Annotated in this window: 13 protein-coding genes; 10 read left to right on the forward strand and 3 right to left on the reverse strand. The window is 58.9% G+C overall.

From position 1 onward, the window contains the following. The first annotated feature begins 136 nt into the window (after window positions 1-136). Window positions 137-1,249 carry a porin gene (locus ACQZ48_RS06865; protein ID WP_142912492.1) on the forward strand — a complete coding sequence of 371 codons (1,113 nt, stop codon included), beginning with the start codon at window positions 137-139 and terminating at the stop codon, window positions 1,247-1,249. 143 nt (window positions 1,250-1,392) lie between these two features. On the opposite strand, the gene ACQZ48_RS06870 is transcribed toward ACQZ48_RS06865, so the two are convergent. Beyond that, the gene (locus ACQZ48_RS06870; protein WP_448728692.1) at window positions 1,393-3,465 is read right to left on the reverse strand and encodes a lytic transglycosylase domain-containing protein; all 2,073 of its coding nucleotides are present in this window, start codon (window positions 3,463-3,465) and stop codon (window positions 1,393-1,395) included. A 362-nt stretch (window positions 3,466-3,827) separates the two neighbouring features. On the opposite strand from ACQZ48_RS06870, the gene dapA reads away from it, so the two are divergent. Further along, a complete protein-coding gene (gene dapA, locus ACQZ48_RS06875; protein ID WP_077982991.1) occupies window positions 3,828-4,712 on the forward strand; it encodes a 4-hydroxy-tetrahydrodipicolinate synthase in 885 nt (294 codons plus the stop codon). A gap of 161 nt (window positions 4,713-4,873) precedes the next feature. Next, the gene (smpB, locus tag ACQZ48_RS06880) at window positions 4,874-5,356 is read left to right on the forward strand and encodes an SsrA-binding protein SmpB (RefSeq protein ID WP_142912493.1); all 483 of its coding nucleotides are present in this window, start codon (window positions 4,874-4,876) and stop codon (window positions 5,354-5,356) included. Between the two features lie 186 nt (window positions 5,357-5,542). On the opposite strand, the gene ACQZ48_RS06885 is transcribed toward smpB, so the two are convergent. Together ACQZ48_RS06885 and ACQZ48_RS06890 are read right to left on the reverse strand one after the other, a co-directional pair. Continuing rightward, a complete protein-coding gene (locus tag ACQZ48_RS06885) occupies window positions 5,543-7,042 on the reverse strand; it encodes a globin-coupled sensor protein (RefSeq protein ID WP_191217721.1) in 1,500 nt (499 codons plus the stop codon). A gap of 214 nt (window positions 7,043-7,256) precedes the next feature. Continuing rightward, window positions 7,257-7,826, reverse strand: a complete 570-nt coding sequence (locus ACQZ48_RS06890; RefSeq protein WP_004440903.1) for a LabA-like NYN domain-containing protein — start codon at window positions 7,824-7,826, stop codon at window positions 7,257-7,259. Window positions 7,827-8,218: 392 nt separating this feature from the next. Here ACQZ48_RS06890 and rpoZ point away from each other — a divergent pair, with 392 nt between their 5' ends. The 7 genes from rpoZ (at window position 8,219) to rnc (ending at window position 14,210) form a co-directional block, all read left to right on the forward strand. Continuing rightward, window positions 8,219-8,608, forward strand: a complete 390-nt coding sequence (gene rpoZ, locus ACQZ48_RS06895; protein WP_077982613.1) for a DNA-directed RNA polymerase subunit omega — start codon at window positions 8,219-8,221, stop codon at window positions 8,606-8,608. Window positions 8,609-8,740: 132 nt separating this feature from the next. Further along, a complete protein-coding gene (locus ACQZ48_RS06900) occupies window positions 8,741-10,975 on the forward strand; it encodes a RelA/SpoT family protein (protein WP_077982990.1) in 2,235 nt (744 codons plus the stop codon). A gap of 197 nt (window positions 10,976-11,172) precedes the next feature. Next, window positions 11,173-11,319 carry a hypothetical protein gene (locus ACQZ48_RS06905; protein ID WP_003496944.1) on the forward strand — a complete coding sequence of 49 codons (147 nt, stop codon included), beginning with the start codon at window positions 11,173-11,175 and terminating at the stop codon, window positions 11,317-11,319. A 242-nt stretch (window positions 11,320-11,561) separates the two neighbouring features. Next, a complete protein-coding gene (locus ACQZ48_RS06910) occupies window positions 11,562-12,140 on the forward strand; it encodes a DUF2062 domain-containing protein (protein WP_191217722.1) in 579 nt (192 codons plus the stop codon). Further along, complete coding sequence (gene acpS / locus ACQZ48_RS06915; protein WP_191217723.1) at window positions 12,137-12,541, forward strand: holo-ACP synthase; 405 nt, start codon at window positions 12,137-12,139, stop codon at window positions 12,539-12,541. Before ACQZ48_RS06910 ends, acpS begins: the two co-directional genes overlap by 4 nt. A gap of 206 nt (window positions 12,542-12,747) precedes the next feature. After that, complete coding sequence (gene lepB, locus ACQZ48_RS06920; RefSeq protein WP_080791042.1) at window positions 12,748-13,494, forward strand: signal peptidase I; 747 nt, start codon at window positions 12,748-12,750, stop codon at window positions 13,492-13,494. Then, on the forward strand, window positions 13,491-14,210 hold the full coding sequence (gene rnc / locus ACQZ48_RS06925) for a ribonuclease III (protein ID WP_191217724.1): 720 nt from the start codon (window positions 13,491-13,493) through the stop codon (window positions 14,208-14,210). Before lepB ends, rnc begins: the two co-directional genes overlap by 4 nt. Window positions 14,211-14,265 lie beyond the last annotated feature (55 nt).

Genomic DNA, 14,265 nt, shown 5'->3' on the forward strand with positions numbered 1-14,265 from the left:
ACTGTCTTCCTTTTGTCACGATTGCGATTGCCTGTGCGGGAGGTTTTGGCTCTAATCATCTCCATAAGCGGCACGCATCTTTGAAGTGCTTCCCACCCGCTGCTTAGAAGATTAAGCGTTTGACTGGAGGTCAACCATGAACATCAAGAGCCTTCTCATCGGCTCCGCTGCGGCGCTCGCAGCAGTATCCGGCGCACAGGCCGCTGACGCTATCGTCGCTGCTGAGCCTGAGCCCATGGAATACGTTCGCGTTTGCGACGCATTCGGCACCGGCTTCTTCTACATCCCCGGCACCGAAACCTGCCTGAAGTTCCAGGGCTACATTCGTTTCCAGACCGACTTCGGTCGCGACAAGTCCGGCACCTCTGACTGGGATTCGTTCACGCGCGCTCAGTTCGAAGTTGACACCCGCACCGACACCGAACTTGGCGCTCTGCGCGGCTTCATCGGCCTGCGTGGCGATGCCGATCAGGACTCCAGCCGTGGCGTCAATGTTGACCAGGCTTTCATCGAACTCGGCGGCCTGAAGGTCGGTAAGTTCTACAACTGGTGGGATGACGATCTCTCTGGCGAAACCGACACGCTCTCTACGAACACCAACTTCAACTCCATTCGTTACACCTACGACGCAGGTTCCTTCTGGGCTGGCGTTTCGGTTGACGAACTCGAAGGCCTTGGCTCGAAGTTCGTAACGATCAACGCTGCTGGTACGGCCGCTCGCGCTCTGGAAGCTGACAACAACGTCGGTATCTCCGCTGGTATCGGTGCGAAGCTCGGCGCTGCATCGCTGCAGTTCATCGGTGGCTACGACGTAGACCAGGAAGAAGGCGCTCTCCGCCTCATCGCTACGGCTGACATCGGCCCCGGCACGCTTGGTCTTGCTGGTGTTTGGGCTTCTGGCGTAAACGCTTACTACGCTGAATCCGAGTGGGCAGTTGCTGCTGAATACGCAATCAAGGCAACTGAAAAACTGACGATTACGCCTGCATTCCAATATTCTGGTAATGTTGCTGCGAAGGGCTCTTCTGCTGCATTCGCTGCCGCTGGCGCCCCCATTGTTGGCGGTGCTGCTGGTACGACGTACTACGTTGTTAACGACTGGTCGAACGATGATGCTTGGACTGCAGGTGTTACCGTTGATTACCAGATCACACAGGGTCTGGCCGCGAAAGTTACTGCCAATTACACCGACACCGACAACGCACCGGAAGAATGGACCGGTTTCGTTCGCCTTCAGCGTTCGTTCTAATCTGATCTGACATTGTCAGTGATGGAAACCCCGGCAGAAATGCCGGGGTTTTTTGTTTGAGTGCGGTCAGTCCATTAAACAAAAAAGCACCGGGCCTGCCGGTGCTTCGATAGTTTGACAGCGATCAACCGATGAGCGGGTTTCTATCCCGCCCGCCCATGGCGCAGGTCGTCAACGATATCGGCCTGTTGCCCGAGCCTCGTCTTGTAGACCTGATAATTCTCCATCACCCGCTGCACGTAATTGCGGGTTTCGGGGAAGGGGATGCGCTCGATCCAGTCAATCACCTCGTCGATTGGCTTGCCGCGCGGGTCGCCATAGCGGGCGATCCATTCCGGCACGCGCTTGGGCCCGGCATTATAGGCGATGAAGGTGAGGATATAGGAGCCGCCGAAACTGTCGATCTGCTCGCCGAGATAATGCGCGCCGAGCGTAGCGTTATAACCCGCGTCGGTGGTCAGTCGCGCCTGGATGTAGGGCAGGCCATGGCGTCCAGCCACGCCTTTGGCTGTTCCGGGCAGCAGTTGCAAGAGGCCGCGTGCATTGGCGGCGGAGACGGCGGCCGGGTTGAAGGCGCTTTCCTGCCGGGCGATGGCATAGGCAAGCGCCTTGCCGGAGCCGGCAATATTGGCGCTGGCGGGAATGACGCCGAGCGGATAGGCGAGTGCGGCCGCATCGATGCCGCGGCTGAAGGCGGTCTTGCCGATCTGTAGCGAAACCTGATGGTTGCCGTTGCCTTCCGCCCGAGCTGCAAGAATGGCAAGTTCGCCGGGACTGTCGATCTGTTCCGCCAGCGACCGGTAAAGGCTGTCGGCCCGCCAGCCGTAACCCGCCGCTTCCAGCCGGTCGATGGCGCGCACGGCTTCGCGGCCGGCGAAACGTTCGCGGTCGCCGCTGCTGGGGCTTGGATAGGTGACGTTCAGTGTCTTCGTACCTATCCGCGCGGCGGCGAGCTGGCCGTAAAACGTGCCGGGATGCGCGGCGGCTTTTTCGAAATAGTCACGGGCATTCCCCGGTCCGCCCGCTTCCGCCGCCCGTCCGAGCCAATAATAGGCGCGCGAGGCCGAAAGCGGCCGGTTCGACGTCTGCAACAACGTATTGAAATGGCGAGAGGCTGCCGCCGGATCGCGCAGCGCCCTCAGCGCATACCAGCCGGCATGGAATTCTGCATCGGCAATATCGACGGCTGAAGTGGCCGAATGATTGGCGACGATGCGATAGGCTTCGGCAAAATCACCCAGATCGGCAAGGCCGCGGGCGACGATACGGCGTTCGTTCCACCATTCGCCGGGGTTGACGAGCCTGGCCGTTTCCTTCGGCGCCTGCCGCAGAAGCACGGCGGCTTCCGGATATTTCTGCTGGTTGCGTAGGTTCTCGATGCGCGCGAAGAGATAGGTCGGATCGTTGCGCCAGGAGGCGTCGACCTTGCCCAGCAACGCCGTGGCATTGGCGGATCGCTGTAGCACCGCCACCCAGGCATTATAAAGCGACTGCGCCTTGCCGAGATCGCCGAAACGTTTCGCCTGGCCGATGCGGCTGCGATACATCAGATAATCCATGCGCGCCTTGTGATCGGCCGGCGTCAGATAGGTGGGAAACTCGGCAAGCACACGGTCTTCCATGTCCTTGTCCATGCCTTCGCTGACCCAGAGCTGGCGAATGAGGCGCTGCGATTCGTCTGTTTTACCGGAGGAGGCGAGCGCCTTGGCAAGCACGACTGCGCCTTCCGCGGTTTCCGGCCGGCTGCTACCGAAGGCTGAAAGCACCTGCGCGGCCGGCGGATCTTCCCGGTAAAGCGCCTTTTCGGAATTGGCCCGCAGGGTGGCGGCACCGGGCCAGCCAGCCAGTTCGCGCTGGGCAGTGGCAATCTCGGCTGATGGCACGTCCTTCTGGCCGGAGACGGCAATCGCCCAGGAGAGAATATGCCGGTCGAGGCTGCCGCTCGGCATGGTGTTGCGCAGCGCGATTGCCCTGGCCGCATCGCGGCTGGACAGCGCGTCGAGGCCGGCCTTCAGCTGGCTGGTATCATCGGGGCGGGTAAGGCGCGGTATGGCGCCGGTGATCTCGGGCGAGGCCGGCATGAAGGCCGGAACAGCAGGCGCATTCGGCTTGACATAGGGAAGCGGCACCGCACCTTCCGGCGGCGGCCCGGCCAGTGCGTTCCAAACGGTTGCGGCAAGACCCGCCGCCATCAATCCCCAGACTGTCTTTTTCATGCCGTTCTTCATTGTGTAAAGGAGTTGCCGATTTTCCTGTAATATCGCTTCATTGCAGCAGGATTGCCGAAAACGGTCTGATGTCCCACACCGGAATCTTGAGATTTCAGCCTTAATGAAATCTTAATAACCGCCCCGCAATTCAATCAACTTTTATTCACCGGCCCGCGAGCGATGTCTCTTTTCGGCGCCGGCTTTTTGCACTTGCCGGTCATGGTCCGGAGACTGTCACACTTCCGACAATTTCGGACAAAATACGGTGCCTTTGCGCTTGTCGGCGTCAAGGGCTGGCTCTAATGTGTGCCGGTTTTAACCATCGAATGCGGCCGAAGCATGAACCGGCTCGGCGCCAGGAGCTTTGCATGTTCAAGGGATCAATTCCCGCCCTCATTACCCCGTTCACGGACAATGGCGCCGTGGACGAACAGGCATTTGCCGCCCATGTGGAATGGCAGATCGCCGAAGGCAGCAGCGGACTTGTGCCCGTGGGCACGACAGGGGAATCTCCAACCCTCTCCCACGACGAACACAAACGGGTCGTCGAGCTGTGCATCGAGGTGGCGGCGAAACGGGTTCCGGTCATTGCGGGTGCTGGCTCCAACAATACCGATGAAGCAATCGAGCTTGCGCTGCACGCGCAGGAGGCCGGTGCGGACGCGCTGCTGGTCGTCACACCCTATTATAACAAGCCGACGCAAAAGGGCCTGTTCGCGCATTTTTCCGCTGTCGCCGAAGCGGTGAAACTGCCGATCGTCATCTACAATATCCCGCCGCGCTCGGTGGTCGACATGTCGCCGGAAACCATGGGTGCGCTGGTCAAGGCGCATAAGAATATCATTGGCGTCAAGGACGCGACCGGCAAGATCGACCGCGTTTCCGAGCAGCGCATTTCCTGCGGCAAGGACTTCATCCAGCTTTCGGGCGAGGATGGCACGGCGCTCGGCTTCAACGCCCATGGCGGCGTTGGTTGCATTTCGGTCTCCGCCAATGTCGCGCCGCGCCTCTGTTCGGAATTCCAGGCGGCAATGCTCGCCGGCGATTATGCCAAGGCGCTGGAATATCAGGATCGCCTGATGCCGCTGCACAAGGCGATCTTCATGGAGCCCGGCGTCTGCGGCACCAAATATGCGCTGTCGAAGACGCGCGGCGGCAATCGCCGGGTCCGCTCGCCCTTGATGAGCACGCTGGAACCGGCAACGGAAGCGGCCATCGATGCGGCGCTGAAGCATGCCGGCCTGATGAACTGAGGCAGGCCCGAAAGCGTTTAAGGCGCGCCATGAACCGCTTCGCGACAGAAGCCGTTCGGCGCGCCTTTTCTTTTCGCGACGACAACATTAAATAGAGGTTCGAAAACCGCTCTCGGCGGTAAGCCGAAGGCGCAATAAGAAAAACAAGGGATTGAAATATCATGGCCCCCAAAGGCAGCCAGCGCGTGGTGAACAAGATCGTTGCGGAAAACCGCAAGGCTCGTTTCAACTATGAAATCATCGATACCTATGAGGCAGGGCTGGTGCTGACCGGCACCGAGGTCAAGTCGCTGCGCGAAGGCAAGGCGAATATCGCCGAATCCTACGCTTCGGACGAGGGCGATGAAATCTGGCTCATCAATTCCCACCTGCCGGAATATCTGCAGGCCAACCGCTTCAACCACGAGCCGCGCCGCCGCCGCAAGCTGCTTTTGAGCAAGCGCGAGATCAACCGTCTGCGCGCCGGCATCAACCGTGAAGGCATGACGCTGGTACCGTTGAAGGTCTATTTCAACGACAAGGGTCGCGCCAAGCTGGAACTGGCGCTCGCCAAGGGCAAGAAGCTGCACGACAAGCGCGAGACCGAAAAGGAACGCGACTGGAACCGGCAGAAGTCGCGGTTGCTGAAGGGCGGCAACGCCTGAACCGGTTTGGCCGGGCAGGGGATTTGCCGCCTTTCGCGACATGTACCCCCGTCATGCCGGGCTAGATCCGGCATCCAGCCACGGCGCTTCTGTGCCGTGAAAGAGTCTCTGGCGATCAAGGACTTGATCACGCTGGCCCCCGGATCAGCTCCGGGGTGACGGAGTAAAGATCACTCCGGTCATGTCTCAAGCAGCCCGATACGTCCGCTCCACATGCGCCCGCGTTGCAGAAACGCTGAACCGGCTGACAAGCGCCGCCAGATTGGCGCTGACATCGCTCAGATTATGCGTCGCCGCATTCGTCTCTTCCACCATGGCCGCATTCTTCTGGGTCAGGTTGTCCATGCTGTTGATGGCGGCGTTGATTTCCTGAATGCCGACGGACTGCTCCTGCGCCGCCTTTGTCAGCGAGACGATATGTTCCTGAATATGATCGACCTTGTTGCCGATCGTATTCAAGGATTCGCCCGTCTTGTTGACCAGCGAAACGCCCTGCATCACATCGTCGGAAGATTTGGCGATCAGCGTCTTGATTTCCTTGGCGGCGTTGGCGGAGCGTTGTGCGAGTTCGCGCACCTCCTGGGCGACAACGGCGAAGCCCTTGCCGGCCTCACCGGCGCGTGCAGCCTCCACGCCGGCATTCAGCGCTAGAAGATTGGTCTGGAACGAAATCTCGTCGATGACGGAAATGATCTGGGTGATCTTTTGCGACGATTCCTCGATGGCGCCCATCGCCTTCACCGCTTCCGTCACCACATCGCGCGAGCGCGCGGCTTCAACGGCCGAGCTTTCAACGATGGCCTTGGCCTCTTCGGAACGCTGCGCCGACAATTTGGAAATGGTGGTGATTTCCTCGACGGCAGCGGCGGTTTCCTCAAGGGCGGCGGCCTGCTGCTCCGTGCGGCGGGCCATGTCGTCGGTCGCGGAAGTCAGTTCACGGGTATTGCTGGAAATCTTGTTTGCTTCCTCGACGATCTGCGCAAAGGCGCCGGAGAGATTGCCGACCGCGGCGTTGAAGTTGGCGATCAGCCCCTCGAACTGGGGTGCGGTCTTTTCGCCGATGCTGGAAGTGAGGTCGCCGTTTGCCAGCTTGTTGAGGGCATTGTTGAGCAGTTCGAGAACGTGATCCTGCTCCCTCTTCATCTGCGCCTGTTCGGCTTCCACCTTCTGCCGCTCGGCGGCCAGCACGTCGAGATAGACGGAGATCGAATAATCCATGTCGAGAAGGGCGGCCTTGATGGTGGCCGACAAGGCGTCCTTCACCTTTTTGGCCTTCTTCTCCATGAAAAGGCCCTTCAATTCGGACTCGATCACCGCCTTGACGATGCCATCCAGCATCAGCGCGTAACCGCCGATGTACCATCTCGGCTCCAGCCCCAGTCTTGCATGGGTGCGGCCGATGGCGGTTACGGCATCGGTATAATCCGCATTGAATGTACCGGAGGCTATCCTCTCCCAGTGCTTGAGCTGCATGCCCTTGGCGTGCTGGATATGGGCCTCGCTGGAGAAGAACTTCGCCGTCTCCGGCACCGAGCGCGCCTTGGCGTAAAAGCGATCGAGGGACGCATCGAGGGAGCCGGTAATGACGCCCTTCATGTCTGAAAGATTTTGCCGCTCACCGTGGCCAAGCCCCAGAAAATTCAGTCGTTCATCAAGTTGTCGGTCGGTTTTTGCTTGGCCGTGCATGTCTAGTCATCCTGCTTTGACACCCCAAATCACGTAACTGGTGTCTTTGCGTGATTTAGACACGTCTAAAATTAACCAAGATATAATTTCGACTGACCGGATTTGATGTTTGTTAAGTTTAAAAGGAATTTTACCTTGGGCGATCAGCGCAAAACAAAAAAGGCGCCCGTTTTTCAACGGACGCCTTTAAAAGTCTGCGGTGTCTAAACCAGGGTCAAACCGTCTCCGGACCCTCTGCGTGCCGGGCGGGGCGCTCGTTCGGGTCGCGCCCGATCTCGGCCTTCAGCGTCATCAGATCGATGAAGTGATCGGCCTGTCGGCGCAAGTCGTCGGCGATCATCGCAGGCTGCGTGGCCATGGTGGAAACCACCGAAACCTTGCGGCCCTTGCGCTGCAGCGCATCCACCAGAGTGGTGAAATCGCCGTCGCCGGAGAAGAGCACCAGGTGATCGACCGTCTCGGACTGTTCCATGGCATCGACTGCCAGTTCGATGTCCATGTTGCCCTTGATCTTGCGGCGGCCGAGTGCGTCGGTGAATTCCTTCGCCGGCTTTGTCACGACCTTGTAGCCGTTATAATCCAGCCAGTCGATCAGCGGGCGGATCGAGGAATATTCCTGATCCTCGATGAGCGCCGTATAATAATAGGCACGCAGCAGGTATCCGCGCTTTTGAAACGCCTTCAGGAGCTTGCGGTAGTCGATATCGAATCCCAGGCTTTTCGATGCTGCATAAAGATTGGCCCCGTCTATGAAGAGCGCAATTTTCTCCCGTGGATCGAACATTCCATCCCATTCCTTTTCTTGGAAAGGCCATTATCTGGCTTTTATATCCGGTCGATGACGCAAAAAAACATGTCGTATCAACGCGCTTTGCGTGTCGCCGTTGCGTTTTAAGTAAGCTACCTTCCCCCTTATTCCAAGACAATTCTTCTAGACATTTTGCTCATCAGACGCCAAACATGGGCGATATGGTGCCAAAAGACGCCAAAGACAGGAAAAACTTGAATTCCGCGGCCAATGGCTGTATCGGAGGCTGGAAAGCGTCGTCGCGAGAAATCTTGAATGTTTTTCGCAAGGCACGAAGCGCAGATTCAATAGGTTAGAGTACCCCTTGTGCACCCCGAACATCGCACGGCGCTCTGATCCACGACATTACGACCCGCAAAGGACAGGCAATGGCCCGCGTCACAGTTGAAGATTGCATTGATAAAGTAGACAACCGTTTCGAGCTGGTGCTTCTCGCCAGCCATCGTGCGCGCCAGATTTCTCAAGGGTCTTCCATCACGGTTGACCGCGACAACGACAAGAACCCGGTTGTGGCGCTGCGCGAAATCGCTGACGAGACACTGTCTCCCGACGATCTGAAGGAAGACCTGATCCACTCACTGCAGAAGCACGTGGAAGTGGACGAGCCCGAGCCCGATCCGGTCACGCTCGCCGCCTCCGCTGCCGAGGGCGAAGACGACGACCAGCCGGAAACCGTCACTTTCGACCAGATGTCGGAAGAAGAACTGCTGGCCGGTATCGAAGGCCTTGTGCCGCCGGAAAAAAACGACGATTATTGATCCGGTTTTATGATGCCTTTGGCAGGCGGCGGTTACTGTCTGTCAATAGTTGCCGTCATAATCTGATCCCTATTGATGCAGCATTGTGCGCCGACCCCAAGGTTGGCGCGCTTTCTTTTTGTGGAATATCGCATGATGCGGCAATACGAACTCGTCGAGCGGGTTCAAAAATATAAACCGGATGCGAATGAGGCCCTGCTCAACAAGGCCTATGTTTACGCGATGCAGAAACATGGCCAGCAGAAGCGGGCCAATGGCGACCCCTATATTTCGCATCCGCTGGAAGTTGCCGCAATCCTCACTGAAATGCATCTCGACGAATCGACCATCGCGGTGGCGCTGCTGCACGATACGATCGAGGACACCACCGCCACCCGCGCAGAAATCGACGAGCTTTTCGGCGAGGATATCGGCCGGCTGGTGGAGGGGCTGACCAAGCTCAAGAAGCTCGATCTCGTTACCCGCAAGGCGAAACAGGCCGAAAACCTGCGCAAGCTGCTGCTCGCCATTTCCGACGACGTGCGCGTTCTTCTGGTGAAGCTTGCCGACCGTCTGCATAATATGCGCACCATGGAATATATGCCGGCCGACAAGCGCAGCCGCATTTCCGAAGAAACCATGGAAATCTATGCGCCGCTCGCCGGCCGCATGGGCATGCAGGATATGCGCGACGAGCTGGAGGACCTGTCCTTCCGTTACCTTAACCCTGAAGCCTATGAGACGGTGACCAACCGTCTTCAGGAGCTGGAAACGCGCAATGAAGGGCTGATCAAGAAGATCGAGGACGAGTTGCGCGAGCTTCTCGTGGCAAACGGGCTGGTTGGGGCAGGCGTGAAGGGGCGTCAGAAGAAGCCCTATTCGGTGTTTCGCAAGATGCAGTCGAAGTCGCTCTCCTTCGAGCAGCTTTCCGATGTCTACGGTTTCCGCATTCTGGTGGATGACATTCCCTCTTGCTACCGGGCGTTGGGCATCGTGCATACGCGCTGGCGCGTGGTGCCGGGCCGGTTCAAGGACTATATCTCCACACCGAAGCAGAACGACTACCGTTCCATCCACACCACCATCGTCGGTCCTTCGCGCCAGCGTATCGAGCTGCAGATCCGCACCAAGCGCATGCATGAGATCGCCGAATTCGGCATCGCGGCCCATGCGCTTTACAAGGATGGCGAAAACGGGGAGGGCGATCTGCTCTCGCCGGAATCGAACGCCTATTCCTGGCTGCGCCACACCATCGAATCGCTGGCCGAAGGCGACAGCCCGGAAGAATTCCTCGAGCACACGAAGCTCGAGCTGTTCCAGGATCAGGTCTTCTGCTTCACGCCCAAGGGTAAGCTGATCGCCCTGCCGCGCGGCGCCACCCCCATCGATTTCGCCTATGCGGTGCACACCAATATCGGCGACACCACGGTCGGCGCCAAGATCAACGGGCGGATCATGCCGCTCGTCACCCGCTTGAACAATGGTGACGAGGTGGAGATCATCCGCTCCGGCGTGCAGGTGCCGCCCGCCGCCTGGGAAGAGGTCGTGGTGACAGGCAAGGCGCGTTCTGCCATTCGCCGCGCCACCCGCATGGCCATCCGCAAGCAATATTCCGGCCTCGGTTATCGCATTCTGGAACGCACCTTCGAACGCGCCGGCAAGGCCTTTTCGCGTGAAGCTTTGAAACCCGTGCTGCATCGTCTGGCGCAGAAGGATGTCGAAGATGCCATCGCCGCCGTCGGCCGTGGTGAAGTCTCGTCGCTCGATGTGCTGCGTGCGGTCTATCCGGATTATCAGGATGAGCGTGTGACGGTGAAGATGACCGGCGACGATGGCTGGTTCAACATGCGCAGCGCCTCCGGCATGGTCTTCAAGATACCCGGCAAGTCGCGCTCCGTACTTGAGGACGATGGTGCCGCCGAGATGCTGGATGGGCCGGACCCGCTGCCCATCCGTGGCCTTTCCGGCAATGTCGACGTGCATTTCGGTTCCGCCGGCGCCGTACCGGGTGATCGCATCGTCGGCATCATGGAAAATGGCAAGGGCATCACCATCTATCCCATTCAGGCTCCGGCGCTGCAACGCTTCGACGATGAGCCGGAGCGCTGGATCGATGTGCGCTGGGACCTCGATGAGGCGAACAAGTCGCGCTTCATGGCGCGGGTGATGATCAATGCGCTGAACGAACCGGGCACGCTCGCCTCCGTGGCGCAGTCGATCGCCACGCTGGACGTCAATATTCGCGGCCTCAACATGGTGCGCATCGGCACGGATTTCTCCGAGCTGGCGCTGGATGTCGAAGTCTGGGATCTCAGGCAGCTGAACCAGCTTCTGTCGCAGCTCAAGGATCTCGATTGCGTTTCGACCGTAACGCGTGCCTTCGATTGAGGCATTTTTGATCTTTTGTAAGCACTGCGAGGCCGTTGTTATGCGTTGAACGCATGGCAGCGGCCTTTTCCTGTCTCTGGTGGCGGAGGCGGTTTGCGACTATTTTCATCTCAGAAATTGAAGAGAAGGAAATGCGGCGTGCCGGTGGATGAACACCGATGAGAAACGCCAGTTCCAAACCGAAAGGACCGAAAATCATGTTTACTCCGCTTCGCAAGATCGCCCGCGCCGTTCGTGGCAAGACCACCCAGGAACGCGAATTCGAATATCTCAGCGGTTCGGTATCGAATGTCGACCTCGAATTCCGCCAGCGCGAAATCGACCGCGGCCTGTTCCGCCGGTAATGCGCACAGCGCATGGCAGCCCTTCGCCATGCGTTTGGGTCAGCGGGGGCAGCCATATTGGTTGACGTGAAGGCTGACCTTTAGAGACAAGAAGGTGCGCGCGAGAAGCGCGGGCATCGCGGGCTGTGTGGCCATTCCCGCATGGATAGTCGGCGCCGCATGTCCCTGCCGCTTTTGGCGCGCTTCTGAATATGGCCTTGTGCCTCTTGGCTCGGCCCGGGCGATGAAATAAACTGCACCCCATGCCGTTTCGCCGCCGTGAACCCGTTGGTTTTTCAGACAAGATTCGCGACCTGTTTTGGCCGCGCACGGGTTTTTCCCGTTCGCTGCGCTATATGAAGCTGCGTCTGCTGCGGCTTTCCGCGTCTCCGCATTCCGTCGCCGCCGGTGTCGCCATCGGTGTGGCCGTGGCCTGGACACCCTTTCTCGGTGTCCATATCATCATTGCCATGGCGCTCGGTTTTCTGATGCGTGTCAATCTCGTCGCTGCCGCGCTCGGCACCACCTTTGCCAATCCACTGACATTTCCGTTCATCTGGGCATCTACCTGGGAACTGGGGCACTTCATCCTCGGGCGGCAGAAGATCGAAAGCGCAGCGGATGTGGATTTCGTGGCGCTGTTCAGCCATCTCGAATTCCGTCAGATATGGACGCCGGTGCTGGAACCCATGACAATCGGCGCGTTTTTTCCCGCCCTTGTCAGCGCGGTCGTCGCCTATATCGCCGTTTATGGTCTCATCAGCGGTTTCCAGCGGCGCAAGATGGAAAATCTCGCGCATCGCGCCGCCAACAAGAATGCTTCTCTGGAGATGTTGAAATGATCATTGGATTGGGCAGCGACCTGATCGACATCCGCCGCGTTGAAAAATCGATCGAACGTTTCGGCGAGCGCTTCACCCATCGCTGTTTCACCGATATCGAGCGCGCCAAATCCGATGGCCGCAAGAACCGCGCCGCTTCCTATGCCAAGCGTTTCGCCGCCAAGGAAGCCTGTTCCAAGGCGCTGGGCACCGGCCTTGCGAACGGCGTTTTCTGGAAGGATATGGGCGTCGTCAATCTGCCGGGCGGCAAGCCGACCATGGTGTTGACCAATGGGGCAGCGGAAAGGCTGACGGCGCTGCTGCCCGCCGGCCACCGCGCCAATATTCACCTGACGATCACGGATGATTTTCCCTATGCTCAGGCATTTGTGATTATCGAGGCGCTTCCCGTGAACGGGTAAGACCCGGTGAAGCCGCATTGGCGTCCTATTTGCGGACGTGTCACAGAAGCGCTTCCCTTCGGGCTGGAAAGGTTCTAGAGAAGTCGCAGAAATATGAAAGCCTTGCCGGCCGCGTGAGACAGCATCACCCGCCGCAGGCGCGATAAGCAACGGCCCGGGAGCTTCTGAAATCGAAGAAGCCGGGAAACAATCAGGCAGGTCTTTAAGTGTCGGAAAAAGCTGAAAAGAAGCAGAACGCCCTCTGGGAGAACGTCAAGGTCATCATTCAGGCGCTGCTGCTGGCGATGGTCATCCGCACCGTGCTGTTTCAGCCCTTCACGATCCCGTCCGGCTCTATGATGCCGACGCTGCTGGTGGGCGACTATCTTTTCGTCAACAAGTTCTCCTACGGCTATTCGAAATATTCGCTGCCCTTTTCGCCGAACCTGTTTTCGGGCCGCATTCTCGAATTCAGCAAGCCGAAGCGCGGCGATGTCGTGGTCTTCCGCCTGCCGCCCAATCCTGAAGTCGATTACATCAAGCGCCTGGTCGGCTTACCCGGTGATCGCATCCAGGTGACGAACGGCGTGCTGTTCATCAACGGTCAGCCGGTTCCCAAGCAGCCCGATGGCACCTTCACCTCCGATTACCGCGCCGATCCGGGCGCCAATGTGCCTGTCTTCCGCGAAACGCTCGACAATGGCGTCACCTACGATACGCTCGACCAGTCGCCCGACTCGCGCGGCGACAACACCCGCGAATTCGTGGTGCCGGAAGGCCATTATTTCATGATGGGCGACAACAGAGACAATTCGCTCGACAGCCGTTTCGACGTCGGTTTCGTGCCGGAAGAAAACCTGATCGGCCGCGCCAGCGTCATCTTCTTCTCGCTGGGCAATGACACGCCGTTCAGCCGCATTTGGGATTGGCCCGCCAACATGCGTTGGGACCGCCTCTTCAAGGTTGTGGAATGAGCAAGACCAAGCCGCTTTCGGCGGACGAGATTTCCCGTCTGGAAGCGTTGATCGGATATGAGTTCAAGGAAAAGGCCCGGCTCGACCGGGCCTTGACCCATGCCAGCGCCCGCTCCGCCGCGGCCGGCAATTACGAGCGGCTGGAATTTTTAGGCGACCGCGTTCTCGGTCTCTGCGTTGCCGAACTGCTGTTCTCCATCTTCCGCAATGCCAGTGAAGGCGAGCTTTCGGTTCGTCTGAACCAGCTCGTCAGCGCCGAATCCTGCGCCGCGATCGGCGACGAGATGGGCCTGCACAATTTCATCCGCACCGGTTCGGATGTGAAGAAGCTGACTGGCAAGGCGATGCTCAACGTGCGCGCCGATGTTGTCGAAAGCCTGATTGCCACCATCTATCTGGATGGCGGGCTGGAAGCGTCGCGCAAATTCATTCTGAAATACTGGCAAGGCCGGGCCACGAGCGTGGATGCCGGGCGTCGTGATGCAAAGACCGAATTGCAGGAATGGGCGCATGCCAGATTTGCGACCACGCCCTCTTACCGTATTGACGATCGCTCCGGACCGGATCACGATCCACGCTTCACGGTGACGGTGGAAATTCCCGGCGTGAAACCGGAAACCGGTGTCGAGCGCTCCAAGCGCGCAGCCGAACAAGTGGCGGCAACCAGGTTGCTGGAACGCGAAGGCGTCTGGCAGAAAAGCCCCACCGGAAACTGAGCACCCGACGACAGGGTGCTGCAATCGAGCGCATGGCGGACCCTATGGCCGCATG

It is taken from the genome of Agrobacterium sp. 22-209-1, assembly GCF_053522485.1.